Source organism: Pseudomonas sp. PDM09 (genome assembly GCF_014852305.1).
In the GTDB taxonomy this organism is placed as follows: domain Bacteria; phylum Pseudomonadota; class Gammaproteobacteria; order Pseudomonadales; family Pseudomonadaceae; genus Aquipseudomonas.
This window is the reverse complement of sequence record NZ_JACVBI010000012.1, coordinates 1-26,254: the sequence shown is the minus strand read 5'-3', so window position 1 is coordinate 26,254 and position 26,254 is coordinate 1. Positions and strand designations below refer to the sequence as shown.

24 protein-coding genes are annotated in these 26,254 nt (G+C 57.2%); 15 read left to right on the top strand and 9 right to left on the bottom strand.

Annotated features, from left to right (window positions below):
• Nucleotides 1-19 precede the first annotated feature (19 nt).
• The 11 genes from IB250_RS25050 to cyoE all read left to right on the top strand — a co-directional run bounded on the left by IB250_RS25050 (nucleotide 20) and on the right by cyoE (nucleotide 10,645).
• Nucleotides 20-1,144 carry a polysaccharide deacetylase family protein gene (locus tag IB250_RS25050; protein ID WP_192346106.1) on the top strand — a complete coding sequence of 375 codons (1,125 nt, stop codon included), beginning with the start codon at nucleotides 20-22 and terminating at the stop codon, nucleotides 1,142-1,144.
• A 337-nt stretch (nucleotides 1,145-1,481) separates the two neighbouring features.
• Complete coding sequence (locus tag IB250_RS25045; RefSeq protein ID WP_192346104.1) at nucleotides 1,482-2,876, top strand: PhoH family protein; 1,395 nt, start codon at nucleotides 1,482-1,484, stop codon at nucleotides 2,874-2,876.
• 234 nt (nucleotides 2,877-3,110) lie between these two features.
• A complete protein-coding gene (gene moaC / locus IB250_RS25040) occupies nucleotides 3,111-3,584 on the top strand; it encodes a cyclic pyranopterin monophosphate synthase MoaC (protein ID WP_095633366.1) in 474 nt (157 codons plus the stop codon).
• Nucleotides 3,581-3,823 (top strand): MoaD family protein, encoded by a 243-nt coding sequence (locus tag IB250_RS25035; protein WP_192346102.1) that lies wholly within the window; start codon nucleotides 3,581-3,583, stop codon nucleotides 3,821-3,823. Before moaC ends, IB250_RS25035 begins: the two co-directional genes overlap by 4 nt.
• 3 nt (nucleotides 3,824-3,826) lie before the next feature.
• A complete protein-coding gene (gene moaE / locus IB250_RS25030) occupies nucleotides 3,827-4,279 on the top strand; it encodes a molybdopterin synthase catalytic subunit MoaE (protein ID WP_192346100.1) in 453 nt (150 codons plus the stop codon).
• Nucleotides 4,280-4,463: 184 nt separating this feature from the next.
• Complete coding sequence (locus tag IB250_RS25025; protein WP_192346098.1) at nucleotides 4,464-4,973, top strand: disulfide bond formation protein B; 510 nt, start codon at nucleotides 4,464-4,466, stop codon at nucleotides 4,971-4,973.
• Nucleotides 4,974-5,801: 828 nt separating this feature from the next.
• Nucleotides 5,802-6,746, top strand: a complete 945-nt coding sequence (cyoA, locus tag IB250_RS25020; protein WP_192346096.1) for a ubiquinol oxidase subunit II — start codon at nucleotides 5,802-5,804, stop codon at nucleotides 6,744-6,746.
• Nucleotides 6,747-6,749: 3 nt separating this feature from the next.
• Nucleotides 6,750-8,780, top strand: a complete 2,031-nt coding sequence (gene cyoB, locus IB250_RS25015; RefSeq protein ID WP_192346094.1) for a cytochrome o ubiquinol oxidase subunit I — start codon at nucleotides 6,750-6,752, stop codon at nucleotides 8,778-8,780.
• 3 nt (nucleotides 8,781-8,783) lie between these two features.
• The gene (locus tag IB250_RS25010) at nucleotides 8,784-9,410 is read left to right on the top strand and encodes a cytochrome o ubiquinol oxidase subunit III (RefSeq protein WP_192346092.1); all 627 of its coding nucleotides are present in this window, start codon (nucleotides 8,784-8,786) and stop codon (nucleotides 9,408-9,410) included.
• Nucleotides 9,411-9,746: a cytochrome o ubiquinol oxidase subunit IV gene (cyoD, locus tag IB250_RS25005; protein ID WP_008025399.1), complete on the top strand. Its 336-nt coding sequence runs from the start codon at nucleotides 9,411-9,413 to the stop codon at nucleotides 9,744-9,746.
• Between the two features lie 11 nt (nucleotides 9,747-9,757).
• Nucleotides 9,758-10,645, top strand: coding sequence for a heme o synthase (cyoE, locus tag IB250_RS25000; protein ID WP_007896421.1), 888 nt, complete (start codon nucleotides 9,758-9,760; stop codon nucleotides 10,643-10,645).
• Between the two features lie 275 nt (nucleotides 10,646-10,920).
• Here cyoE and IB250_RS24995 read toward each other — a convergent pair whose 3' ends face one another.
• The 5 genes from IB250_RS24995 to IB250_RS24975 form a co-directional block, all read right to left on the bottom strand.
• Complete coding sequence (locus IB250_RS24995) at nucleotides 10,921-11,625, bottom strand: hypothetical protein (protein ID WP_192346090.1); 705 nt, start codon at nucleotides 11,623-11,625, stop codon at nucleotides 10,921-10,923.
• Between the two features lie 191 nt (nucleotides 11,626-11,816).
• Nucleotides 11,817-12,830 (bottom strand): alginate O-acetyltransferase AlgX-related protein, encoded by a 1,014-nt coding sequence (locus tag IB250_RS24990; protein ID WP_192346088.1) that lies wholly within the window; start codon nucleotides 12,828-12,830, stop codon nucleotides 11,817-11,819.
• 96 nt (nucleotides 12,831-12,926) lie between these two features.
• Nucleotides 12,927-14,408 carry an MBOAT family O-acyltransferase gene (locus tag IB250_RS24985; RefSeq protein ID WP_192346087.1) on the bottom strand — a complete coding sequence of 494 codons (1,482 nt, stop codon included), beginning with the start codon at nucleotides 14,406-14,408 and terminating at the stop codon, nucleotides 12,927-12,929.
• 164 nt (nucleotides 14,409-14,572) lie between these two features.
• Nucleotides 14,573-16,096 (bottom strand): sensor histidine kinase, encoded by a 1,524-nt coding sequence (locus tag IB250_RS24980; RefSeq protein ID WP_192346085.1) that lies wholly within the window; start codon nucleotides 16,094-16,096, stop codon nucleotides 14,573-14,575.
• The gene (locus tag IB250_RS24975) at nucleotides 16,093-16,809 is read right to left on the bottom strand and encodes a response regulator transcription factor (protein WP_192346083.1); all 717 of its coding nucleotides are present in this window, start codon (nucleotides 16,807-16,809) and stop codon (nucleotides 16,093-16,095) included. The genes IB250_RS24980 and IB250_RS24975 overlap by 4 nt, the downstream gene beginning before the upstream one ends.
• A 153-nt stretch (nucleotides 16,810-16,962) precedes the next feature.
• Here IB250_RS24975 and msrB point away from each other — a divergent pair, with 153 nt between their 5' ends.
• The 3 genes from msrB to msrA are packed head-to-tail and all read left to right on the top strand — an operon-like array spanning nucleotide 16,963 to nucleotide 20,059.
• A complete protein-coding gene (gene msrB, locus IB250_RS24970) occupies nucleotides 16,963-17,478 on the top strand; it encodes a peptide-methionine (R)-S-oxide reductase MsrB (RefSeq protein ID WP_192346082.1) in 516 nt (171 codons plus the stop codon).
• Between the two features lie 43 nt (nucleotides 17,479-17,521).
• Nucleotides 17,522-19,309, top strand: coding sequence for a cytochrome c biogenesis protein DipZ (locus IB250_RS24965; RefSeq protein ID WP_192346080.1), 1,788 nt, complete (start codon nucleotides 17,522-17,524; stop codon nucleotides 19,307-19,309).
• A gap of 42 nt (nucleotides 19,310-19,351) precedes the next feature.
• On the top strand, nucleotides 19,352-20,059 hold the full coding sequence (gene msrA, locus IB250_RS24960; RefSeq protein ID WP_192346078.1) for a peptide-methionine (S)-S-oxide reductase MsrA: 708 nt from the start codon (nucleotides 19,352-19,354) through the stop codon (nucleotides 20,057-20,059).
• A 6-nt stretch (nucleotides 20,060-20,065) separates the two neighbouring features.
• Here msrA and IB250_RS24955 read toward each other — a convergent pair whose 3' ends face one another.
• On the bottom strand, nucleotides 20,066-21,079 hold the full coding sequence (locus tag IB250_RS24955) for a sensor domain-containing diguanylate cyclase (protein ID WP_123501067.1): 1,014 nt from the start codon (nucleotides 21,077-21,079) through the stop codon (nucleotides 20,066-20,068).
• A 133-nt stretch (nucleotides 21,080-21,212) separates the two neighbouring features.
• Entirely contained in the window at nucleotides 21,213-22,118 is a 906-nt protein-coding gene (locus IB250_RS24950) for a LysR family transcriptional regulator (protein WP_123501069.1), read from the bottom strand.
• A gap of 102 nt (nucleotides 22,119-22,220) precedes the next feature.
• Between IB250_RS24950 and IB250_RS24945 the strand changes: the two genes are divergently transcribed.
• Nucleotides 22,221-23,396: an aspartate aminotransferase family protein gene (locus IB250_RS24945; RefSeq protein ID WP_192346076.1), complete on the top strand. Its 1,176-nt coding sequence runs from the start codon at nucleotides 22,221-22,223 to the stop codon at nucleotides 23,394-23,396.
• Nucleotides 23,397-23,460: 64 nt separating this feature from the next.
• Here the strand turns inward: IB250_RS24945 and IB250_RS24940 are convergent, their stop codons facing one another.
• Together IB250_RS24940 and IB250_RS24935 are read right to left on the bottom strand one after the other, a co-directional pair.
• Complete coding sequence (locus tag IB250_RS24940; protein ID WP_192346074.1) at nucleotides 23,461-23,988, bottom strand: adenylate kinase; 528 nt, start codon at nucleotides 23,986-23,988, stop codon at nucleotides 23,461-23,463.
• A 16-nt stretch (nucleotides 23,989-24,004) separates the two neighbouring features.
• A complete protein-coding gene (locus tag IB250_RS24935) occupies nucleotides 24,005-25,942 on the bottom strand; it encodes an alkaline phosphatase D family protein (protein WP_192346072.1) in 1,938 nt (645 codons plus the stop codon).
• Between the last annotated feature and the right edge of the window lie 312 nt (nucleotides 25,943-26,254).

Sequence of the window (26,254 nt, the reverse complement as noted above, 5' to 3'; positions counted from 1 at the left end):
TTGTTATGGAGACATCCCATTGCGTATCGTTTTTCTATTCTCGGCCTGGCTCTTGAGTTTTGGCGCAATCGCCGCGCCGGGCGATGTGGCGACGCTGGATCGCAGCACCTGGCCTGAGCAGCTCAGCAGCCCGACGCTGTTTGACGTTGCCTCGCGGGCCGAAATCCTCATGTTCGCCCGTGTTCTGCTGGCCAGTGAATCGCTGGATGAAGCGAGCCTGGCTCAACGCCTGGGCCTGCGCACCCTCAATCTGGAGTCGGTCAACCAGCTGCGCCAACGCCTGTGGCAGCGTTTGCTGACCAATTACAATTTCGCCCAGCAGAGTTGCGATCAGGATGCTTCCTTCTGTTTCCTGGTCGAGGACATGGCCACCTTGCGTGAGCAAGCGGCCAAGTTTCAGGTGAGCGATGACAGCTATTACATCAAATGGGCCGAGCCGAGCCGGTTGTTCCACGCCCAATACCTGGACGAGCAGCTGCGCAAGGCTGCGCTGTTCCCGCAGACCAGCAGCGAAGTCGATCGTTTTGGCGACTATGAGCGCAATGGCGAGGCCATGAATGATCGTCTGTTTCTGCTGACCTTCGACAGCGCCGCCAATGCCACGCCAGATAACACGGCGTGGGTCACCGAGTACCTGCGCAAATCCAGCATGAGCGCTACGTTCTTCGTCCTCGGCAAGGACATCCAGGCCCGCCTGGCCGATCGTTCGGTGGCCAACCTGCAAGGGACTTATTCGCAGCAATGCGTTGGCGTGCAAGGCTGGGAGTTTCGTTCCCACAGCCACTGGCAAGACTGGCAGGATTCGGTGCGACGCAGCGTAGAGCTGGTCAAAGGCAAGCTGCCGGAGAATTACGTGCCGTTGTTTCGCCCGCCCGAGGGGCAGCGTCGATCCGATGCCGAGGGCTTCTTCACGTCTCAGGGCTTGCGGGTGGCATTGTGGGACATCGATGCCCAGGACGGCGCAGGCAGGCTCAAGGGCAGCCAGAGCGCACAACGGGTATTGACCCTGATGCTGCTGTGGCGGCACGGGGTGATCAATTTCAATGTGAAGCAGGATGCGCTGAAAACGGCGATGCCTTGGCTTATTACGCAAACGGCGCCAAGCGGAATCGGTTGGGCAGACTGTCAGGACGCGTTTCGCTGAAAACGGCAAAAGGCCGTAAACATTGAGCGAAGAGCGATTTTTGGAGAGAAATAGGTGCAGGCGGACTTCCGACTTTAACGGCACATTGCCTGCACGCCAAGGGCTATTCGTCACTCTGAAAAATAAACTTCAAAAAAGCGTCAAAGTGCTTTTTTCTGTCACAGGTTTTGGGGTATTACGAAGACAGACCGCCGAAACCTGCAACACAGGTGGCGTCTCCCAAGACCCCAGTTTGTGTGCAGTTCACTTGACTCCTCGCAGGTGAATTCGGCGGCCACTTCGAGGCGCAGCACCGTCATGGTATTGCGTCGACTGGCTCCCACAAAGGTGACCGAGTATGGATGATCACGGACGTAGCCCTTCTTCCAACCAGCCAATCCTTTATGTACTCGATACCAACGTATTGATTCACGATCCAAACGCCCTGCTTAATTTCGAAGAACACCACGTCGCCATCCCGATGACCGTGCTTGAAGAGCTGGATAAGCTCAAGAGCGGGCATCACAGCGTTGCCGCGGAATGCCGCCAGGCGATTCGCCTGATCGACAAGACGTTGGGCGATGCCAGCCCCGAAGACGTTGAACTCGGCGTACCGATCCAGCGCGGCAAGAGCGGGCCTAAGGGTTTGCTGTCAATTTTGATGAGCAAACGTGCGGAACCGAACCTCATTCTGCCCGAGCACCTGAACGACAACATCATCATCAACCAGTTGATCGACCTGCACGCGCGCGAACCAAAGCTGCCCGTGGTGCTGGTGACCAAAGACATCAACATGCGCCTCAAGGCCCGTGCTTGCGGGATCGCGGCCGAGGACTACAGCACCGACCAGCTGGTCGACGACGTCTCGCTGCTGCCCAACGGTTATCACAACATGACCGGCTCCTTTTGGGACCGTGTGAGAAATGTCGACACCCGTCAGGATCATGGCCGCACCTGGCACCAGGTGCAGTTGATCGACAACCTGCCGGCGGTGCACGTCAACGAGTTCATCATCGACGAACAGGGTTTTGTCGGCTGGATCAAGGAGATCGAGGAAGACAAGTTGCTGATCCTCGATCTGCATCAGGAGCCTCTGTTGCACCAGGAAGCCTGGGGCCTGAAACCGCGTGACATCTATCAGAGCCTGGCGCTGTACGCCTTGCTTGATCCGGACATTCACCTGGTCAACCTGTCCGGCGCGGCCGGTTCCGGTAAAACCATCCTGGCCCTGGCGGCGGCCATCGAGCAGACCATGGTCAGCAAACGCTACCGGCGCATCATCGCCACCCGCAGCGTGCAGGGGCTGGACCAGGAAATCGGCTTCCTGCCTGGCACCGAAGCGGAAAAAATGGAGCCTTGGCTGGGCGCCATCACCGACAACCTCGAAGCGCTGCACATGGACGACGAAAACACCCATGGCAGCGTCGACTACATCCTCAGCAAAGTGCCGTTGCAGTTTAAATCCCTCAACTACATCCGAGGCCGCAGCTTCCAGCAGAGTCTGATCCTGATCGATGAATGCCAGAACCTTACGCCGCACCAGATGAAAACCATCATCACCCGTGCCGGCGCTGGTTCCAAAGTGGTGTGCCTGGGCAACCTGGCGCAGATCGACACCCCTTATCTGTCCGCGACCAGTTCCGGGCTGACGTACTTGACCGAGCGCTTCAAGGATTTCCCCAACGGTGTGCACATCACCCTGCAAGGGGTGCCACGTTCGATTCTGGCCGAATACGCCGAATCGCACCTGTAGCCCTCACCAGAACCGGGCGGCCCAAAGCCGCCCGTTTTTTTGTACCCGACACATAACCCCTTGTAGGAGCGAGGCTTGCCCGCGAAGACGTCGGCACATCCGACATCAATGTGACTGACACATCGCTTTCGCGGGCAAGCCTCGCTCCTACAGGGGCATGTCTATCCGATAATCAAACGTGCGGAAATTTGACCCACAGGTTTACAATCGATGCTCCTGATCAGGAGTATCCCTGTGCTGACTCATCTCGATTCCCAAGGTCGCGCCCATATGGTCGACGTCACTGAAAAAAACGTGACGTTCCGTGAAGCGACGGCCCAAGCGCTGGTGCGCATGCTGCCCGAAACCCTGCAGTTGATTGTCACGGGCGGCCATCCCAAGGGTGACGTGTTCGCCGTGGCGCGGATCGCCGGCATCCAGGCGGCGAAGAAAACCAGCGATCTGATTCCTCTGTGCCACCCGTTGATGCTCACCGGCGTCAAGGTTGAACTCAGTGCCGAAGGCGACGACACCGTGCGCATCGTGGCGCGCTGCAAGTTGTCCGGGCAGACCGGCGTCGAAATGGAAGCGCTGACCGCCGCCAGCGTCGCGGCGCTGACCATTTATGACATGTGCAAGGCCGTGGATCGCGGCATGACCATCGAGAGCGTGCGGCTGCTGGAGAAACTCGGCGGCAAGAGCGGCCATTTTCGGGCGGATCAGCCATGAACATTACCGTGAAGTTTTTCGCCCGTTACCGTGAAGCGCTCGGTGTGGACTCGGTGAAGGTCGAAGGTGATTTCGCCACGGTCGACGATGTGCGCACGCTGCTGGCCCAGCGTGACGGCGCCGAGGTACTGAGCGAGCAAAACCTGATGTGCGCCCGCAACGAATACCTCTGCCAGCTCGACGAGCCGGTGAGCGATGGCGATGAAGTGGCGTTTTTTCCGACCGTGACCGGGGGCTGAGCCATGGCTATTCGCGTGCAGCCTACGCCGTTCGATCCGGGTACTGAAGTCAACGCCATGCACGCAGCCAACGTGGGCGTTGGTGCGGTCGTGAGTTTTGTCGGCTACGTGCGCGACTTCAATGACGGCCTCGATGTCGCCGGGATGTTTCTGGAGCACTACCCGGGCATGACCGAAAAAGCCCTGGGCAAGATTGCCGCGGAGGCCGAGCAGCGCTGGCCACTGTTGAAGCTGGAAGTGTTGCACCGCATCGGCGCGCTTGAGCCGGGCGAGCCGATCGTTTTCGTCGGCGCCGCCAGCGCCCACCGTCAGGCGGCGTTCGATGCCTGTGCCTTTGTCATGGACTACCTGAAAACCCGCGCGCCGTTCTGGAAGAAAGAAAATACCCGTGATGGGCCGCGTTGGGTGGAAGGGCGTGACAGCGATCATGCGGCGGCGGATCGGTGGAAGCAGTAAGCAACCCTTCGCGAAGACCGCGTCGCGGTTTCGATTATTAACAATCGCTTAAAGGTTAATCCGTGCTTAACCGGTTTATCGTTTATTCCCCCGACTTCAGCGGCCCGTTCAAGGCTCTCAAAGGGCAGGGGCTGCGTGTAGACTTTCGGACAACCGATATCCACGGACACAAAAGGGAAACGCGATGAGCGAGGAAACCATGCGGTTGGGACGTGAGCGGCGCTATCTGGTGTTGCTGGGCATTATCTGCCTGGCGCTGATCGGTGGCGCGCTGTACATGCAAGTGGCTCTGGGCGAGGCACCGTGCCCGCTGTGCATCCTGCAACGCTACGCGTTGTTGCTGATTGCGCTGTTCGCCTTTATCGGCGCAGCGACACGCACCCGCCGCAGCGTCACGCTGTTCGAAACGTTGGTGGTGATCTGCGCCATTGTGGGCGCCGGGGTGGCCGGGCATCACGTCTATACCCAGTTTTACCCGGCGGTCAGTTGCGGCATCGATGTGCTGCAGCCAATCGTCGACGGCCTGCCGCTGGCGAAGATCTTCCCGCTGGGCTTCCAGGTCGATGGCTTCTGCTCTACGCCGTACCCGCCGATCCTCGGCTTGTCCCTGGCACAGTGGGCGCTGCTGGCCTTCGTGCTGATCGTGGTGCTGGTGCCGCTGCTCATATCGCGTAACCGCAAAGCGCTGCGCTGAGGCTGTACGTCGTACTGTTGCAGGAAGCAAAAAAACGCCCCGGTTCTCGTTGAGAGGCCGGGGCGTTTGCATATTCGCAGGTCAGGTAAAAAGACCTTGATGCTCGACAAGGAAGGGTGCGACACGTATGCGACATGTTGTCACAGCTTGAGTGTCGCAAGGCATTTCAAATCGCTGATTCAGGGCATCGCTTTGCAGCAAAAACCTGCTCTTCCAGGCACTGTCGGTTTCAGCGCTCGTCAGTCGAAACAGGCAGTTTTAACAGGGCCTGGCAAATTGGCAAAGCCCTTGTCACATAGGGGGTAGAGCAGGGTCGAAGGCGAGCGCAGAGCCTTGGAAGCTGTCTGAACTTCGCGTGGTAGACCTACTATTTTTGGTGTTTTTGTTGAGAATGTATTTCGATACCATGGCGCACTTTTGCAAAAGCCGTGAATGATTGTTGTCGGATCGGATATAAATTATTTCGGGATGAGACATGGTTTATGAATCGTTACATATCTACAATCGCCCGCACTGAATTCCCGGCACTGCTCACCCTTACTCAGGTGCATGAGCAGAACCAGGGTGTCGAGAGGTCTGATGGCTTCATGCGACTCCCAGGTGTCGGTGCCTTCCGACTATCCGCACCAAATGGAATTGGTCTGTAACAAGGCCCTTGACCACGAATTCGAATAAGAACTCACCGCAGGCCCAGCAATTGTCGAACAGCGTCTGACGCGCGACGGGCAGGCCCTTATTCAATCCAAGAAAAATGCCAACCCTTGGCAGGGTGAAGTGTTGGCGATCAAAACCCAACTGCATTGCGCAAGCTGCTTTAGAGGTCGTGAGATGAGTAAAAACAGGTACCCCAGACTACTAGGCTTATTGCCGCTGCTCGGCACGTTGTTGCTGGGAGGCTGCAACATGACCTTGCTCGATCCCAAGGGCCAGGTCGGCCTGGATGAGCGAAACCTGATCATCACCGCAACGCTGCTGATGCTGTTGGTCGTCGTGCCGGTCATTTTCATGACCTTCGCGTTCGCCTGGAAATACCGCGCCTCCAACAAGGACGCCGTTTACACGCCAAAATGGTCCCACTCCACCAAGATCGAAATCGCGGTGTGGACTATTCCGGTACTGATCATCATTGCCCTGGGTTACGTCACCTACAAGTCGACCCACGCGCTGGATCCTTACAAGCCGCTGGAATCCGACGTCAAGCCGATCACCATTGAAGTGGTCGCGCTGGACTGGAAGTGGTTGTTCATCTACCCGGAACAAGGCATCGCCACGGTCAACAAGATCGTGTTCCCGGCGCACACGCCGATTAACTTCAAGGTGACTTCGGACTCCGTGATGAACTCGTTCTTCATCCCGGCCCTGGGCGGCCAGATCTACGCGATGGCGGGCATGCAGACCAAACTGCACCTGATCGCCAACCAGAACGCTGAAATGGACGGTATCTCCGCCAACTACAGCGGCGCGGGTTTCACCGGCATGAAATTCAAAGCTATCGCCACTTCTCAGGAAGATTTCGACGCCTGGGTAAGCGAAGTCAAAAAGGCACCTAAACAGCTTGAACAAGCTGAATACGCAGCCCTTGCCAAGCAAAGCCAGAACAACCCAGTCGAGCTCTACTCCTCGGTCACGCCGAACCTGTTCCAGATCATCGTCGACAAGTACGAAGGCATGAAACCGGGTCCGAAGGTCAAGCACGAGAAGAAAGAGAAAGAAGTGGCCGCTACGCAAGGAATGGACATGAACTCGCATTCAGCTGCCGGGGCAGAGGAGTAAACGATGTTTGGTAAATTAAGTTGGGAAGCGGTCCCGTTCCACGAACCGATCGTGATGGTAACCATCGCCATGATCGCGCTCGGTGGTCTGGCGCTGTTCGCTGCAATCACCTACTTCAAGAAGTGGACCTATTTGTGGACCGAGTGGCTGACCTCGGTCGACCACAAGAAAATCGGCGTGATGTACATCATCGTCGCCATGGTCATGCTGCTGCGTGGTTTTGCCGACGCCATCATGATGCGTACCCAGTTGGCCATGGCCACCGAGGGTTCGCCTGGCTACCTGCCACCTGAACACTATGACCAGATCTTCACCGCTCACGGTGTGATCATGATCATCTTCATGGCGATGCCATTCTTCACCGGCCTGATGAACCTTGCAGTGCCGCTGCAGATCGGCGCGCGTGACGTTGCCTATCCATTCCTGAACTCCCTGAGCTTCTGGCTGCTGGTTTCCGGCGTGGTGCTGATCAACCTGTCCCTGGGCGTCGGCGAATTCGCCAAGACCGGCTGGGTTGCCTATCCGCCGCTGTCGGGCCTGCAATACAGCCCGGGCGTGGGGATGGATTACTACATCTGGGCGCTACAGCTATCCGGGCTAGGTACGACGCTGACGGGGGTCAACTTCCTGGCCACCGTGCTGAAAATGCGTACCCCTGGCATGAAGCTGATGGACATGCCGATCTTCACCTGGACCTGCACCTGGGCCAACGTCCTGATCGTGGCTTCGTTCCCGATCCTGACCGCTACCCTGGCACTGCTGACCCTCGACCGTTACATGGATTTCCACATTTTCACCAATGAACTTGGTGGCAATCCGATGATGTACGTCAACCTGTTCTGGGCCTGGGGTCACCCCGAGGTTTACATCCTGATTCTGCCGGCGTTCGGGATCTTCTCCGAAGTCATCTCGACCTTCACTGGCAAGCGTCTGTTCGGCCACCACTCGATGGTCTACGCATCGGGCGCGATCTCGATCCTGGGCTTCATGGTCTGGCTGCACCACTTCTTCACCATGGGTTCGGGGGCCAGCGTCAACGCCTTCTTCGGTCTGGCGACGATGCTGATTTCGATCCCGACGGGGGTGAAGCTATTCAACTGGCTGTTCACCATCTACCAGGGCCGTCTGCGTTTCACCAGCCAAGTGCTGTGGACCCTGGGCTTCATGGTGACCTTCGCCATCGGCGGCATGACCGGCGTACTGCTGGCCATCCCGGGTGCTGACTTCGTTCTGCACAACAGCCTGTTCGTGATCGCGCACTTCCATAACGTGATCATCGGCGGCGCGGTATTCGGTTACATCGCAGGTTTCGCCTTCTACTTCCCTAAAGCGTTCGGCTTCAAGCTGCACGAAGGCTGGGGCAAGGCAGCGTTCTGGTTCTGGATCACCGGCTTCTTCGTCGCATTCATGCCGCTCTACGTACTGGGCTTCATGGGCATGACCCGTCGTCTGAACGCCACCACCAACCCTGAGTGGGTACCGTACCTGTACGTTGCCATGTTCGGTGCGGTGATGATCGCCGTCGGTATCGCCTGCCAGCTGATCCAGCTGTACGTCAGCGTGCGTGATCGCAACAAGCCAGAGAACATGTGCGAACACGGCGACCCGTGGAATGCCCACACCCTGGAATGGTCGACCTCCTCGCCACCACCGTTCTACAACTTTGCCGTGCTGCCAAAAGCAGAAACCATCGACCCGTTCACCGAGGCCAAGGAAAACGGCACTGCGTACAAGGCTCCGGCCAAGTACGAACCGATCCACATGCCAAACAACACCGCCACCGGTGTGGTCATGGGTGCTCTGTTGACCGTGTTCGGTTTCGCGATGATCTGGCACATCTGGTGGCTGGCCATCGTTAGCCTGGTCGGCACTGTGGGCTACTTCGTGATCCACGCTGCACGCGATGATCAGGGCTATATGGTGCCGGTCGACGTGATCGAGCGCATCGAAGCCGAGCAGCACAAGCGTCTGGTAGCGGCCGGGAAAGTTCCAGCCACCGCCACCCGTGTTGAAACCTCGTTGGAACAGGCTTAAACCATGTCGAACTTAGTGACCAATGCTGGACACACCCATGTCGATGGACATGGGCATGATGACCATCACCACGACTCGGGCGAGATGACCGTATTCGGTTTCTGGCTCTACCTGATGACCGACTGCATCCTGTTTGCGTCGATCTTCGCGGCGTATGCGGTACTGGTTAACAACGTAGCGGGTGGCCCGTCGGGCCACGACATCTTCGAACTGCCATATGTACTGGGCGAAACCGCTCTGCTGCTGTTCAGTTCGATCACCTACGGCTTCGCCATGCTGGCGTTGTTCAAGGGCAAGAAGAACCAGGTCCTGGGCTGGCTGGCCCTGACCTTCATGTTCGGTGCCGGCTTCATCGGCATGGAGATCAACGAGTTCCACATGCTGATCTCCGAGGGCTTCGGTCCTAGCCGCAGCGGCTTCCTGTCCGGGTTCTTCACCCTGGTCGGCACCCACGGTCTGCACGTGACCAGCGGTCTGATCTGGATGGCGATCATGATGTACCAGGTGCAGAAAAACGGCCTGACGGCGACCAACAAGACCCGTCTGAGCTGCCTGAGCCTGTTCTGGCACTTCCTGGACGTGGTATGGATCTGCGTATTCACCGTTGTTTATCTGATGGGGACTATGTAAATGGCTAACGCTCATTCCCACGATAGCCACGACGCCGGCCACGGCAGCGTCAAGTCTTATGCTATCGGTTTCATCCTGTCGGTGATCCTGACCGTCATTCCTTTCGGCCTGGTGATGTACCCGTCGCTGCCGAAAGCCCTGACCCTGTGGATCGTACTGGCCTTCGCAGTCATCCAGGTGCTGGTGCACCTGGTGTACTTCCTCCACCTGGACCGTTCGGCGGCACAGCGTAACAACGTCATTGCGTTTGTTTTCGCCGCGATCGTAATCGTCCTGTTGGTAGGCCTGTCGCTGTGGATCATGTTCAGCATCCACACCAACATGATGGCGCACTGAGGTAAGTCCGGATGTCCTTGAAGCACTTTATCCAAATCACCAAACCGGGGATCATTTTCGGTAACGTGCTTTCAGTGGCAGGCGGATTTTTCCTGGCCTCCAAAGGGCATGTCGATCTGGCCATTTTCCTGGCCGCGATGATCGGCACGTCCCTGGTGGTCGCTTCCGGTTGCGTGTTCAACAACTGCATCGACCGCGACATCGACCTGAAGATGGAACGTACCAAAAACCGTGCGCTGGTCCAGGGCCTGATCTCCCTGAAACTGGCCCTGGCTTTTGCGACCATCCTTGGTGTTTTCGGCGTTGCACTGTTGTACAAGGTGGCCAACCCGTTGGCTGCACTGTTCGCGGTGATCGGTTTCGTCATCTACGTCGGTTTCTACAGTCTGTACCTCAAGCGCAAGTCGGTTCACGGCACGCTGGTGGGCAGTCTGTCGGGGGCGATGCCGCCGGTGATTGGCTACGTGGCTGTGACTAACAGCTTCGACATGGCCGCACTGACGCTGCTGGTGATGTTCAGCCTGTGGCAGATGCCGCATTCCTACGCCATCGCAATCTTCCGCTTCAACGATTACCTGGCCGCATCGATTCCGGTGTTGCCGGTGAAGCGTGGAATTGAAGTGGCCAAGAAGCACATCCTGCTCTATATCCTGGCGTTCCTCGTAGCGACCTTGATGCTGACCTTCAGCGGCTACGCCGGCATGAGCTACCTCGCCGTCGCCGCGGCCATGGGCATGTATTGGTTGTACATGGCCTGGACCGGTTACAAGGCAGTGGATGACACGGTCTGGGCACGCAAGCTGTTCGTGTTCTCGATCTTCACCATTACCGCGTTGAGCGTGATGATGTCGCTGGATTTTAAAGTGCCGAGTGAGCTGTTGCTGACTTACGCGCCTTAAGCGTCGGATGCTGTAAAGAAAAGCCCCGCCCTTCGTGAGAAGGGCGGGGCTTTTTGTTGGGTTGTCCTGATAGACCGCGTCGCCACCTTCGCGAGCAAGCCCGCTCCCACACTGGATCGGCGTTGCCACATTTTTTGTGATCGATGCCGAGCCAATGTGGGAGCGGGCTTGCTCGCGAAGGCTGCGCCGCGATGTATCAGAAAAAAGTTAATAGGCGAACAGGCAATAAAAATCCCCGCTCTGATGGCGGGGATTTTTGTGTGCAGCGTATAGCGTTACTGCGCGGCGATGCTGTAGCCGTCGAACGCGGTTTGCTGCTGAAGCGCGGTGATGATGTTCTTGCGGTTGACCGCTTGTTCGGCCCCGGCATTGTCCAGGAACGTTTCGCTTTCCAGCTCCGCCTCATCGCCGTCGCCGACGAAAGTGAAGCCCAGGAACTCCAGCGCTTCTCGGTCAACGTTCAGGCGCGAGCGCGGGGTGCGCAGGGGCAGGGTGACGCTGATGCCGTCCTTGCTGATGGTGAACACTTCGACGTCTTTCTTGGCGCGAGCCGCTTTGCTCTTGCCGCTGCTCGGGTTGCTGATGGCCTGGTGAGTCTGGTTCAGTACCTTCAGCGCCAGGCCGTAGACGATTTCCTGGAACGCCGGGTCGTCCTTGAAGCTGGACAGAATACGGCTGATCGGGAATTTGCTGCTCAGGTCTTCCAGGGCGGCAATGTCGGCCGCTTCGGCATCTTTCAGTTGCTTGAGTTCGCCCATCAATTCGTAGGCTTTATCGTCGTCGAAGCTGTCGTGAGCCTGGCGAATCGCGGCGCGCAGTTCGCGGATCTGGTCGCTTTCGCGGGTGGATTGAAAAGCATCCAGAACCATCTCGCTGATGGTCTTGGCCTGAGGCACGTGTTGTGAAAGATTGATGGAGTTTTCGTATTCCGCTTTGGACGACAAGGTGACTACGGATTCAGCGGTGTTGGAATCGGACATTGAAATTTCACTACTTCTTTTAACTTGGATTGAGGCGAGAAAGCACGAAGCCTTTTCAGGCCGCCTAATCTATTGGACCGAGGCTGCGTTGTCACGGATGAACCGGTGGACGGGGGAAATATTCTGGCGCGAAATCGCACCCCATGGATAGCTAAGGCATAAGGAGCGATTCTTGGCCTCACGGCACCGGTTCAGGTTGAAGGTGGTAACGTTTGGAAAAAAGCGCCACGAGAGTCCCGTTCAACACTGGTAATGAAAACGTAGTCGGGATGATAGCGTTCAATTAACCCGACAAGTTCACTCGGCTTGATTTTGAGATAGTGCACCTGAATGATCTCGGAAAAGGTTGCGGCCATGAACGGCGCCATAGCAGTACCAAATGAATCGCGTAACCACAGAACTCTTTTGGTGTTCAACGCCTCCGCTGACCGTACCAGCAGAGGCGTCAGAGGGGCCGCGATTGGATTCGCTTGTCCTGAATAGATCTTTTCTCCGGATTTTAGATCGTAGTGCTCAACGGGCGTAGGGTATGAAAGGTGAAAGTCCAGCACCGTTTCATGGTCTTTCAGCGAGTTTTGAATACGCAGAAAATTAGCGAGATCACCGCCAGGACGTTCCAGAAGACTTGACGTCCCGCGTGGCTGGGGCCAGCCAAGTTCTGGTCTTGCACGTGCAAGGTTCTGTGAGAACTCATAGAAGGCTAACCAGGCTCCCAGATTGTTCCAGTGAGTATCTGTCTTGTAATAAAACGGGTGGGGGTGCTTGCTTTTTGCTTGACGTAGTGCTGCTGCAGGGTTGATGTAGATGTCCGCAGTTGTGCGATTGATCATCGCGTCGGTCACTGTTTGTGTAGCATGTTTCGACCAGTCAGGAAGGTATTCGGGATAAATCGAGTCTTTGTCGGGGCCGAGAATAATGCGGAACTCTTCTACGCCTTTATGTTTGAACCAATTGTTCCAGGACTCCACCGAGTTGGCTATTTTTTCAATAGTCTCTTCATCTTTGATCTGGACGCCCATGCGCTTGGTCGTAATTGAACTCTCATAGGCATCGCCCAGATACAGCCAACCTTCTTTCCCTATAATTGTGCGTGCCGGGTCGATGGAAATACCTAAGGCATAAGAAATGCTCCCCAGTGGCTGAAGAAGGAAGTCCATATTGTAGAGGGCCTTGCGTTTCCACCACTTGGCACCGTTTTGTGCCATAAGCGCGTTATATGTGTTTATGGATGGCACTATAAGTAACAATAAGGCTGTAGCAATCAAAAAAACGTATAGCTTATTTTTCAATGTCGGCGCCGATTAAAAATTAAAATAGAGGAAAACAGTACTTGTGCTCTGGATGGTCGAGTGCAGCGCAATGGAAAACAGCGTCGTCATCCAGATTATTTTTGACCATCCAAATCTGGTTTGAACAGTGAGGTCAAACGCGTTCTTTTGGCTGATAATTGCAAATGCAATAGCAATCATGGAGAGCGGGGCAATGTTGGCAATCAGTCCAATAGGAAGGATCTCGGTCAGACGATCCGATAAGATACCTCCCCATGCAAGACTTGAGGTTGCAACCCCATCGACAGATAAATCATTCATCGACTGAATATCGAACATGCTACGTAACAGGCGATTCGCATCATCCAGCGTATTTGCTCTGAAGAATATCCACGTGATGTTTACAAAAGAGAAGGTCACGAACCACGCCAGCCAGGTCGGCAGGCGCATGCCCAGTTGCTTCCATATCCGATGCACAATCAGCGCTCCCCCGTGCAATGCCCCCCAGATGATGAACATCCAGCTGGCGCCGTGCCATAAACCTCCCAGCACAAAGGTAATCATTAAATTGAGATACAGACGTGCAGAGGTGCATCGATTTCCGCCTAGAGGCACATACAGATAGTCTCGCAGATAGCGACTGAGAGTCATGTGCCAGCGACGCCAGAAATCCTGTATGTCCAGTGACTTATAAGGAGAGTTGAAGTTGATCGGCAGCCATATGTTGAAAAGAAGGGCCGCCCCGATAGCCATATCGCAGTAACCGCTAAAGTCAAAGTACAGCTGAAAGGTGTATGAGAGGCTGGTCGCCCAAGCGCTGAAGAAGTCGTGAGTGGCATTACTCGCAAACCCAGCATCTGCCCAGATGGCGAAAGTGTCCGCAATCATGACTTTTTTGAAGAGGCCAATACTGAAAATGAACAGCCCCATTAATATGTTTCGATATCGAGCTGTCAGCGTCCAGCGAGATTGAAACTGGCTCATCATCTCCTTGTGATGCAGGATGGGGCCGGCAATGAGGTGCGGGAAAAACGTCACGAACAATGCATAATTAATAAAGTCGTACTCTTTTGCTTGGTTTTTATAGCTGTCAACCAAATAGGCGATTTGTGTGAAGGTGTAGAAGCTGATTCCCAGAGGTAAAACTATCTGCTGAATATAAAGTGTTGTTCCGGATAAGGTATTGATGTTTTCAATGAAAAAATTTGCGTACTTGAAGTAGATGAGGAGTAACAGGTTTATCGTTATTCCGATTGTGAGTGTTAGCCGTTTTGATATGTGGGTGCGGTTGATTTTTATGGTCGGGGAAACGGCCTTGCCTATTGTGAAGTTTAAAGCGATGGAGCCAATAAGTAATGGTAGATAAAGGATGCTCCAGTATCCATAAAATAGCAGGCTGGCAATGACGAGCCAATATTTTCCTGTGAGTAGCAGTCGCTGGCGATTAAGAATAAAGTAGCCAAAAAATACAATGGGTAAATATAGCAGGATGAATTTTGTAGAGCTAAATAACATTTAATTGCCTGGGGGAGGGTGGGCGAGGTAATGAGTTGTTTCTGGATATTCATGTTTGTGTTTTTGATTGTTGAATTGTAAGTTGGTTACGGCGTCAATGGGAGGCGTAAAGTCGGGCGTTGGAATGAATCAGAAGTTTCCTACTTGTTTTTCGGAAGCGGAGTTCATTTCATTATCGAATTCATATTCATCGAGCGAACCACCCATTGTTCCGCCGTTTGCTCATCCACCGGCAAGGAAAAACGAAAGGTAGCGCCGCGTCCGGGAATATCTATCAGATGGATCTCTCGACCGTGCAATTGCAGGATCCGATGCACGATCCGCAGCCCCAATCCGCCATCGCGCCGTGCGCCGCCAATGTTGAACGGGCGCAGGAACAGACCTTCGCGCAGTTCTGGAGCGATTCCCGGGCCGGTATCGCTGACGGTGACTTCGATGAAAGACCCTTGTGGGCGCAGGCTGAGTTCGATTTCTCCACCCTGGGGCGTATGGCGTAGCGCATTGTCGAACAGGTTGGTCAGTACCCGCTCGATCAACCCAAGATCTGCGCAGGCCGCCGAGACGTTGGGGGCGAAGGTGGCCTTGAGTTCGATCTGGCGCGCTTCGGCGCTGAGTTCGAATTTCTGAAAGATGTCCTGCACCAGATCGGTCAGCGAAAAGCGCTCCAGCACCGGTTGCACGAAACCGTGCTCCAGCCGCACCAGTTCCAGCAGCGATTGCGCCAGGCCGCCGACCTTGCGGCTCTGATCCAGGGCGATCCCCAGATAACGGCGGCGGTCGGCGGGGGACAATGTGGCGTCCTTGAGCGACAGGGTCTCCAGGTAACCGTGCAGCGAGGCCAGCGGTGTGCGCAGGTCGTGGGAGATGTTCGCCACCAGTTCACGACGCTCCTGATTCTGACGGGTCAGCGAGCGCCATTGTTCGCCGAGGCGCGTTTGCATCTGCCGGAAGGCGGCGTCGAGGATGGCTATTTCATCGTGGCTGGCGGCTTTTTCTACCGGTTCAGGCTCTGGTTCGGGCGAGGCGGACGGAACACCGTTGATGTCGAACTGACTGACTTTTTCAGTCAAACGACGCAATGGTCGTGTGATCAGGGCAAATGCCGTGAGGCCGGCAATCAGGCACAGCAACGCCACCAGCCCAATGGACAACAACGCTGTATTGAGCGCCGCGCTGGTGGCGCCGCGTTCGGCGAAGCGATCGTGCTCTTCACTGAGCAACACCACATAAAGATAACCGGCCGGCTGACCATTGACCCGCAACGGCGCGGCGCTGAACACCTTGCTGCCATCGACGCTGCGCGGATCGTCGCCGAGAATCGGCAGGGCCTCGCCTTTGAGCAAACGCAGGATTGGCGCCAGGTCGACTTGCTCTCGGCGTATTCGACCCTCGGGCGCGGCGCTGCCGACAATTCGACCCCCGGTGTCGAGCAGATAGACCTCGACACTGGGGTTGACCAGCATCAGCTGGCTGAACAGTTCGCGCACGGCATTGGGCATCGGGCCATTGCGGTCCATCAGCACGGTGTCGTGGGCGATGTGTTGCGCCAGATCCCGCGACAACCCCTGCACCACTTCCAGTTCATGCATCTGGTTGGAGCGCACCTGCATCCATGCCGAGGTGCCGCAGCACACCAGCAACAGCACGGCGAACACCAGGGACAGGCGTTGGGTCAGGGTCAATTTCATGGCTGATCTGCGCTCGTCACGAATTTGTAACCGCGACCCCACACGGTGAGGATGCGCGCCGGTTGTGCCGGGTCGGTTTCGATCTTGGCCCGCAGGCGGTTGATGTGGGTATTGACCGTGTGCTCGTAGCCTTCGTGGCTGTAGCCCCACACCGCGTTGAGCAGGTCCATGCGCGAGAAGACCTTGCCGGGCTGGCGGACGAAGAAGTACAGCAAGTCGAACTCCCGCGGCGTGAGGTCAAGACGACGGCCATCGAGGGAGACTTCACGTGTGATCGGGTCGATGGACAGGCCATCGCTGATCAGGCTGCCAGCGTCCATTTTCAGGTTGCGGGCCATGGCGTCGACCCGTCGCAGCAATGCTTTGACCCGCGCCACCAGTTCGAGCATGGAAAAGGGTTTGGCCAGGTAATCGTCGGCACCGAGTTCCAGCCCCAGAATCCGATGGACTTCGCTGGAGCGCGCACTGGTGATGATGATCGGTGTGTAGCGGGCCATGGCCCGGGCGCGGCGGCAGATTTCCAGGCCGTCGACGCCGGGCAGCATCAGGTCGAGAATCAGTGCGTCCCAGCTTCCTTGCTGCAGCAGTCGCATGCCCTCATCGCCATCGGCGCAGTGCACCACCTCGAACTGCTCATCGCGCAGATGCAGGCAGATAAGGTCGGCGATAGGCAGGTCGTCCTCGACCACCAGGACGCGTTTGGTCGGTTCCATAGAGCTCAATCCCTCGTGACGCAATGAACAACATTGTGCGGCTTTTCCTGAGGCTGAGTTATCACGAATTGTTTAACTCCTCGTGAGGATTTGGCGATCAACTAAAGCCTAGGCTGTGTTCCATGCAAGGCACCTGGAATTTTGGAGAAAGCCATGTTTTCACGGCGACAGTTTCTGGTAGCGAGCGGCGGGCTGGGGGCTGCGGCCCTGGTGGTTGGTGTATTGCCAAAATTTTCCGCAAGCGTCGTGCTGTTCGATGAGGCCCACGCGGAGGAGGTTTTCGAGGTGACTCACAGCGATAGCGAATGGCGCGCGCTGCTTAGCTCCGAGCAGTACGAGATCCTGCGCGAAGAGGGCACCGAACGGGCCTACAGCAGCCCGCTGAACAACGAGCACCGCAAGGGCGTTTTTGCCTGCGCCGGTTGTGATCTGCCGTTGTTTTCTTCCGACACCAAGTTCGACAGCCGCACTGGATGGCCGAGCTTCTGGGCGCCACTGGGCAACGCGGTGGCCACCCGTCAGGACCGCTCCTTCGGCGTGCTGCGCGAAGAGGTTCATTGCCGTCGTTGCGGCGGTCACTTGGGCCATGTCTTCGAGGACGGGCCAAAGCCCACCGGTCTGCGTTACTGCATGAACGGTCTGGCGCTGACTTTCAAACCGCAGGCGTAATCCATGGGCACTTCCTTCCACTCACTTCATGCAGGTCGACGTTATGTGGCTTCTGGTCCTCGCTTATCTCGGTGGTGTGCTGACGATCGTCAGCCCGTGCATTCTGCCGGTATTACCCTTTGTCTTCGCTCGCACCGGGCAGCCGTTTATCAAGAGTGGCTTGCCGCTGCTGGCGGGGATGGCGCTGACCTTCGCGCTCGTCGCCTCGTTGGCGGCGGTGGGCGGCGGTTGGGTGGTGCAAGTCAATCAGTACGGTCGCTGGCTCGCGTTGCTGTTCGTTGCACTGTTCGGGCTGACGCTGTTGCTGCCTCGGTTGGCCGAGCGCCTGACGCGTCCATTGGTGGCGGCCGGCGGTCGGCTGTCGGAAGCCGCGGCTCTCGATACCCGGCCGCGCCCCGGCGCTTCGTTGCTGATCGGTGTCGCCACGGGCCTGCTTTGGGCGCCCTGCGCCGGGCCGATTCTGGGCCTGCTGCTGACTGGCGCGGCGCTGCAAGGGGCAAATGTCGCCACCACCTTGTTGCTACTGGCTTACGCGGCCGGCGCCGCCACCTCTCTCGCCGCGGCACTGCTGCTGGGCGGTAAAGTCTTCGCCGCGATGAAGCGCTCGATAGGCGCAGGCGAGTGGCTGCGTCGAGGCTTGGGAGGCGCGATGCTGGCGGGTGTAGTGGCGATCGTCTTGGGGCTGGATACCGGGATTCTGGCGCGGGTCTCGACAGCCTCCACCGGCGATATCGAGCAGGCGCTGGTAAATCGGCTGGCCGGTCAGTTGCCGACCGGCAGTGGGGCGATGATGTCGCAGATTCCACGGGGCGGCGATCAACCTGCCGGCAGCATGAAAATGACCGCCAAGATACCGGGCGAACTGCCGATTGAAGGCAACCTTCCATCGCTGGACGGCGCTGTGCAATGGCTCAATTCACCCCCACTCACCGCCCAGGCCTTGAAGGGCAAGGTCGTGCTGGTGGATTTCTGGACTTACTCCTGCATCAACTGCCTGCGCACACTGCCGTATGTGAAGGCCTGGGCCGCGAAGTATCGTGATCAGGGCTTGGTGGTGATCGGCGTCCATACGCCCGAGTTTGCCTTCGAACGTGATGTAGGCAACGTCACCAAAGCCATGAAAGACCTGGGTGTCACTTATCCGGTGGCAATCGATAACGATTACAAGATCTGGCGTGCTTTCAACAACCAATACTGGCCGGCCCACTATTTTGCCGATGCTCAGGGGCGCATTCGTTACCACCACTTTGGCGAGGGCAAATACGCCGAATCAGAGCGAGTGATTCAACAACTGCTGCATGAGGCAGGCGCCGAGAAGGTCGCGGACGGGCTGATCAATGCTCGTGCCGAGGGCGTCCAGCTCGCTCCGGACATGAATGAAGTGCAATCGCCGGAAACCTATATCGGCTATCGACGGGCGGAGCATTTCGTTGCTGAAACCGATCTGGCGCCAGACAAGATGACAGCCTATAGCCCGCCGTCCCGACTGGCCCTCAATCACTGGAGCCTGGAGGGCCAATGGACGGTCGGTCCGGAGCGGGCCGTTTCGAACGCACCGGCCAGTCGAATCGTCTACCGCTTCCACGCTCGCGATCTGCATCTGGTATTGGGCCCCGGCGCTGACGGCAAACCGGTGCGTTTCAACGTGTTGATTGACGGCAAGCCCCCAGGTAGTGCCCACGGTGTTGACGTGGCGCCGGATGGCAGCGGTAGCGTTACCGAGCAGCGGTTGTATCAATTGGTACGCCAGACCACAGGCGTAAAGGACCGGACATTCAGCATTGAGTTTCTCGATCCGGGTGTGTCGGCGTATGCATTTACGTTTGGTTGATAGCCGTTTGGTCGATAGCCCCATTCATTCAGGAGACAAGCCATGAAAACCTTATTTAACTGGCGTCGCACCCTGCTGGGATTGGCCGCGGCCAGTGTTATCGGTCAGTGCGCCGCGTTTTCTTTCGCAGGCGCCGAAGAGGCGGTCATCATTGCGCCACCAACCCTCGACGAGAACACTCAAGCCCGCAGTGAAACGGCAATTTTTGCCGGCGGTTGCTTCTGGGGCGTCCAAGGGGTATTTCAACACGTCAAAGGGGTGAAGAACGCTGTCTCCGGTTACGCGGGTGGCACAGCCGACACCGCTCAATACGAGCGGGTCAGCAATGGCGATACCGGTCATGCTGAGGCCGTCGAAGTCATCTACGATCCGGCTCAAGTCAGTTATGGCAGCCTGTTGCAGATCTATTTCTCGGTGGCCCATAACCCCACCGAACTCAACCGCCAGGGGCCGGACCACGGCACTCAGTATCGGTCGGCGCTATTCCCGAAAAGCACCGAACAGCAACGCGTCGCCCAGGCTTACATCGCCCAGCTAGACGCTGCCCATTCGTTCAACAAACCCATCGTCACCAAACTGGAAACCTACAACGGCTTCTACCCGGCCGAGGAAGAACATCAGGACTTCCTGACCGAACATCCGACGTACCCCTACATCGTGATCAATGACCTGCCGAAAGTGGCGCAGTTGAAGAAGTTGTATCCGGATCGGTATCAGGAGAAGCCGGTGTTGGTGAAGGCAGGCATGTAGGCAAGCTCACCCCGAAATCACATTCTTGCCCGCAATCTTCGACCGATACAGCGCCTGATCGGCCCTGGCCAGCAACCCTGTCTGTTGCTCTTCTTCAAAGCGTTGCACCACGCCAAAACTCATGGTGACTTGATAGTCCCCGACCGGCAGTAAGCTCGACAGGCTGTGACGGATTTTTTCAGCGAGTGCCCTGGCGTCGGCCAACGAGGTGTTGGGCAGGATCATGATGAACTCGTCGCCGCCCCAGCGCGCCAACAGATCGCCTTCGCGCACGCAGTGCTTCACGCTCTCGATCACCTGCACTAAAGCCGCATCACCCAACGCGTGGCCGTAGTGATCGTTGATGTTTTTGAAGTCATCGATGTCCATGGCGATCAGTGACAGCGGCTGGCGGAAGCGTTGGGCGCGATCGCATTCCAGGGGCAGGGCTTTTTCCAGACGATAGCGATTGGCGATGGAGGTCAGTACATCGGTTTCTGCCAGTTTGCGGTTTTCTTCGAGTTGGATTTGCAACTGCTCATTGACTCGGGACAACTCGCGTGTGCGTTCTTCGATGATGGCTTCGAGGGATTGATTGCGCCGTTCCATTTCTTCGAACAGGCGTTTCTTGTCTTCGATACTGCGGTGCGCGCCGACCATTCGAGCCACCGAGCCGTCGGCATTACGTGCCAGCACATAGCCGCGATCTTCGATCCAGATGTAAGTGCCATCGCGCATGCGGCAGCGATACTCGGCTTGATAGCCGGGTGCGCGCTGATTCAGGTAGTCATCAAACAGCGCCATGACCCGCGAGTAATCGTCGGGGTGGATCACGTTTTCCCAGGTCAACACGTTGTTATCCAGGGAATGAGGCGGATAGCCGAGCATCTCGTACCACCCGGGGTTGCGGTAGACGAACCCGGTGTTGGCGTTCCAGTCCCAGATGCCATCGCTGACCAGTTCCAGAATGGTGTGCAGCATGTCTTCGTTAAAATCTGACAGATTGAACTTCAACGGCTCGATATTCGATGCCTCACCCATCATCGGTCTCCCTGCCGAACTGATCAACGTGACTCGCCAGTCGAGGAGATTAGTTCATGGGGTATTGCCCCTGCTAGAGGGCGTTCTCAATTAGTTTCCCCGGCGCGGCGGGGAAACTAATTGAGAGCGCCCCCTACTGCTTGCCCCACCTCTGCAGCGCAAAGTCGACGAAGCTGCGCAATTTCGGCAAGCGGTAGCGGTCCTGGGCGTACACCAGGTTCATCGGCCGACTCGGCAATTGGTAGTCCTGCATCAAGGCCACCAGTTTTCCGTCTTGAAGGTCCTGCTCCACCAAGGCATCGGGCACCATCACGATGCCCATCCCGGTGCGCGCCGCTTGATGCAGCCCCGCCGAACTGTTGATCAGCATCGGCCCGCTGACCTCCACCATGACTTCGCCTTCGGGTCCCCTCAGGCGCCATTGTTTGGCTACCGAGTGCCAGTCGTCTCCGGCCGGGTAGGCGAAGGCCAGGCAGTCATGGTGTTGCAGGTCGGTGGGTTTTTCAGGAGTGCCCCGGCGCGCCAGATAGTCCTTCGATGCGCACAGGGTCATCGTGTAGTCGATGAGCGGGCGGGCGATCATGTTGGACATCTCGGTAGTGCCCAAGCGAATCGCCACATCGAAACCGTTGTCGAGCAGATCCAGGCGCTGGTTGGTCAACACGACGTCGAGTTTGACCTGCGGACAGCGCAAGGTGAATTCGCTCAAGGCTGGCGCCAGCCGTTCGGTGCCGAAGGTCAGCGGTGCGGTGATGCGCAGGGTGCCGCTCGGCTCGTCGAGTGTCTGTTCGGCCAGGCGTTCGGAATCGGCCACCAGCCCCAATACCTCAAGACAACGTTGATAATACGCCGTGCCGAATTCCGTCAGCCGCTGGCGTCGTGTCGTACGGTTAAGCAGGCGCACACCCAGACGTTGCTCCAGGGCCCGAAGATGATTGCCGACCATGGTCGTGGACATTTCGCACTGCAAAGCGGCGGCGGTCATGCTGCCGGCTTCCACCACTCTTACGTAAACGGTCATTGCCTGGAACAAATCCATTATCAAGCCCAGCTTTAAAATGATTGAAGTGTTGCAGTGTTTATCCAGCTCAGGTGGCTAACCATACTGCAAAAACACCGACTATTAATGGAGTTTGATGTCATGACCGCCGCCTGCCTGATGAGCACTTATCAACCCTTGGCCCTGAGTTTCAGCAAAGGCCTGGGCACACGCTTGTGGGATCAGGCCGGTCGCGAATATCTGGACGCGGTGGCGGGTGTGGCGGTGACCAACGTCGGCCATTCCCATCCTCGAATTGTGGCAGCCATCAGCGAGCAGGCCGGGCTGTTGTTGCACACCTCCAACCTGTACAGCATCGACTGGCAACAGCGGCTGGCGCAGAAACTGGTTCGGCTTTCCGGCATGGATCGGGTGTTCTTCAATAACTCTGGCGCCGAAGCCAACGAAACCGCGCTGAAACTCGCGCGGCTTTACGGCTGGCACAAAGGCATCGAGCAGCCGCTGGTGGTGGTCATGGAAAACGCCTTTCACGGCCGTACGCTTGGCACCCTGTCCGCCAGTGACGGCCCGGCGGTGCGTCTGGGGTTTAACCAATTACCGGGGGACTTCATTAAAGTGCCATTCGGCGACCTCGCTGCGCTGGAGGCGGCCCAACAAGCCCACGGTCCACGCATCGTGGCGATTCTGATGGAGCCGGTTCAGGGCGAAAGCGGTGTGCAAGTGGCACCGCCCGGTTATCTCAAAGCGGTACGCGAACTGTGCAACCGGTGCGCCTGGCTACTGATGCTCGACGAAATCCAGACCGGCATCGGCCGCACCGGCCAGTGGTTTGCGTTCCAGCACGAGGGGATTGTCCCGGACGTCATGACGCTGGCCAAAGGCCTCGGTAACGGCATTCCTATCGGGGCCTGCCTGGCCCGGGGCAAAGCCGCCGACCTGTTCACCCCCGGCAGCCACGGCAGCACATTCGGCGGCAATCCATTGGCGTGTCGAGTGGGGTGCACCGTGCTGGAGATCATTGAGGAGCAAGGGCTGCTGGAAAACGCCAAACTGCAGGGTGAACGCTTGCTCGCCAGATTGCGCATCGAATTGGCCGATGATCCCAACGTTCTGGCGATTCGCGGCCAGGGTTTGATGATCGGCATTGAACTCAAACAACCGATTCGCGACCTGACCCTGATTGCAGCCCGCGATCATGGCTTGTTGATCAACGTGACACGGGGCAAGACCATTCGCCTGCTGCCACCGCTGACGATTGATGAGCGGGAAGTGGAGATGATTGTCAGAGGCGTTGGTCGGGCGGTGAGCGCAGCCTGACTTCTATTGAATGTATGCATTCCCCTGTAGGAGTCGGTGTTCGCGTGAGTGGAATCGGGAGCGACTAGTCGATTTGTTGCATCGTACTGACGAAAGTCGTGACTTCATTCCGATTCATCAGTTGAAGTTTCGAACCGCTAAACCCTGCGAACAAGCGCTGATGCGCGGCAAATCCACTGGAATCGCCGCGCATACGGTAGCTACCCGCCCAGTCCTGTAACGCTATCAGCAACTCGTCACTATCATCGCGCTCTGCTTCACGCTGGCGAATATGACTGACGCAGTCTTCGTCCTCCAGGCACAGCCAGATCAACGTCGTCGCCAGTTCCACCAGTTCACTGACCATCCATCCATACACACCCTCGATAACCCACCGCTCTTCATTCGCTGCCACCCGCGCCATTCCCAATGCTTCGGCGCGGGGACGAGCGATGCTGTGTTCATCGGATATCCAGTGGATCAGGTCGAGATCGATCCAGGGTACTTGCAAGTGCTCTGCCAGTCGTTTGGCCAGCCAACTCTTGCCCGAGCCGGAGTTGCCGATGATTAGGGTTCGGGTGAGGTTCATGGTGTGCAGGTAATAATTGCTCATGGCAACTCGGCCAAAGTCATTCAACCGCTTCGGAAATTTCAGGCGCCACCATCCGCGTCTTCGGCGAACCATCCGCGTTGTGCTGATAAATATCCTGCGGCAGGCCTTTTTCATTAAAGAACACCTGGCCGATCCCCGCCGAATTCCATAACCGCTCGCCCGCCTCGGCATGCTCTGGAACATGCGGAACAATGCGCATCCGCCGACGCTTGGTCAGCCAGTTCAGCGGCGAACGGGGAGAGTAGAGCCAGCGGTTGAGGCGGTCGAACCATTCGAGCAGCGCAGGCGGAAACTCGTTTTTGATACCGCTGCTGGTGATCTGCCAGATTCGTGGGCCAGCCTTGCGGTGTCGGATCAATACTTCGTAGACGAAGGAATAATGCACATCACCGGACAGCACCACGTAGTTACCGGGAGTGCGGGAGTGTCGGAAAATGTTCAGGATGACCTGGGCGGCGCCGCGATGGGCCATCCAGTTTTCGGCGTCTACCAGCAACGGATAGCCGCACCAACTAAACACCCGTTGCACGGTTTCGATCAATTTGACGCCGAAAATCGGCGCCGGCGAAACGATGATCGCCGAGGGATGATCGAGCAATTCCTGCTGCAGCTCGCTGAGCGCTTCCCAATCCAGCAGACCGGACGGTTGCTTGAGCGTCATTTCGCTGCGCCAGCGCCGAGTGCGAGTGTCGAGCACCACCACCGCAGGGCGAGTGGGCAGCACGTAATGCCACTTCTGAAAGCTCAGCAGCTCGTCGATCAAGCTATCCTGGACATCGCTGTCCAGGTAAGGATCTTGCCCCGAGGCACTCAATAGGCGGGTTTTTTCCAGCATGCCGCCAAACGCGTCCGGGTTGTTGCCCCAGCCTTGGCACAGCATATAAGCGAGCAGCGCGTTGCCGATGATGCGCTTGGAGAACGGATGGCCGTAGGCCGTTTCCTCCCATTGCGCGGAAAGATTCCAGTCATCGGTAATGTCGTGGTCGTCGAAAATCATCAGGCACGGCAGGTGCGCCATCGCTCGCCCAACACCACCCAGTCCTTTTTTGAACTCCTCGATGCGCGTCAGCTCCAGGGCATAACGCTTGCGTCGTTCGGGCGTCAGTACCGGTGGTTGCGGCGCGATCAGTGTCCAGGACGTGGGCGACCATACTAATAGGTACATGGCCATGACCTCGGCGAAGGTCACCAAATGGTTGTCGGCGCTGCTACTGGTAAAGATCGGCTTACGCGCTCCACCGAAAAATCGTTCGCGCAGGGTTTCGTTGCTCTCAAGCGCCGGTAACAAATCCGCACGATGGTAGTAACTGGCCGGGTGCTCGTAGAGTTTGGCGCTGTCGCTGACCACTGCACCGTCGAGGTGTTCGCCGAACAGCCCCAGACGCTCGATCAAGGCATGAATCGCCCGCAACATCGGCCCCGCGACATCATCCGCATATACCTGATCGCCGCTCATCATTAATAGCGCGGGGCGCTTGCAAGCCTCCGGCTCAGACTCCAGCAATCGATCGACGCACAGCAAACCATCGGCAGCCGGATAGTGAGGTTTGCGGCAGGAGCCATGGAGTAATTGATCGATCCGCGAGCGCAACACGAAATTCGGACATTGCGCCTCGCCATATAGTAGATGAGGCGCCCATTCGAGAATGCCCGACTGAGAGCCATCCGCGTCGGTGATCAGCAGGTCGTACTCGATCAACGTATCGCAGGGCAGGGCGGCATCCAGTGGCACATCTATCAAATGAATAAAGGCATGAGTACCGACCGGGATGATCGTGCATTGCCCTGCATCGAGACGGATGTCGACCCCTTGCAGGCGCAGCGTCAGCGACAGCGCCCGCGACCCCACCAACCACAGTACCAGTCGCGTGGGCTCCAGGCGCCGTAATAGCGGACCGACGAGGACCGGTGGCAATGGGGAGTGATCGGCAGGCAATGGCAAAGATACGGACATCCGGGTTCAAGACTCTTGGTGCAGAGAGGCGGGCGATGATAACGCAGCCAGGGGTGAGGATTGAGCCTTGTCCATCACTGGGGTGTCGCTTAATAGAAGCAGAAATCAGTGCTCGCCTTGAAGGGCTTTGCTAAGGGAAAAAATAATCGCAGCAGGTGGTTGACCACGAAATTAAATACTGTACTATTCGCCTCCCGCTAACGAGAGATCGGAAGCGCAAGTGGTTGAAGTTGTTGAAGATTCCCAAGCGAAACTTTGAAAACTTCTGAAAATAACCGCTTGACAGCAACAGAGGCTGCTGTAGAATGCGCG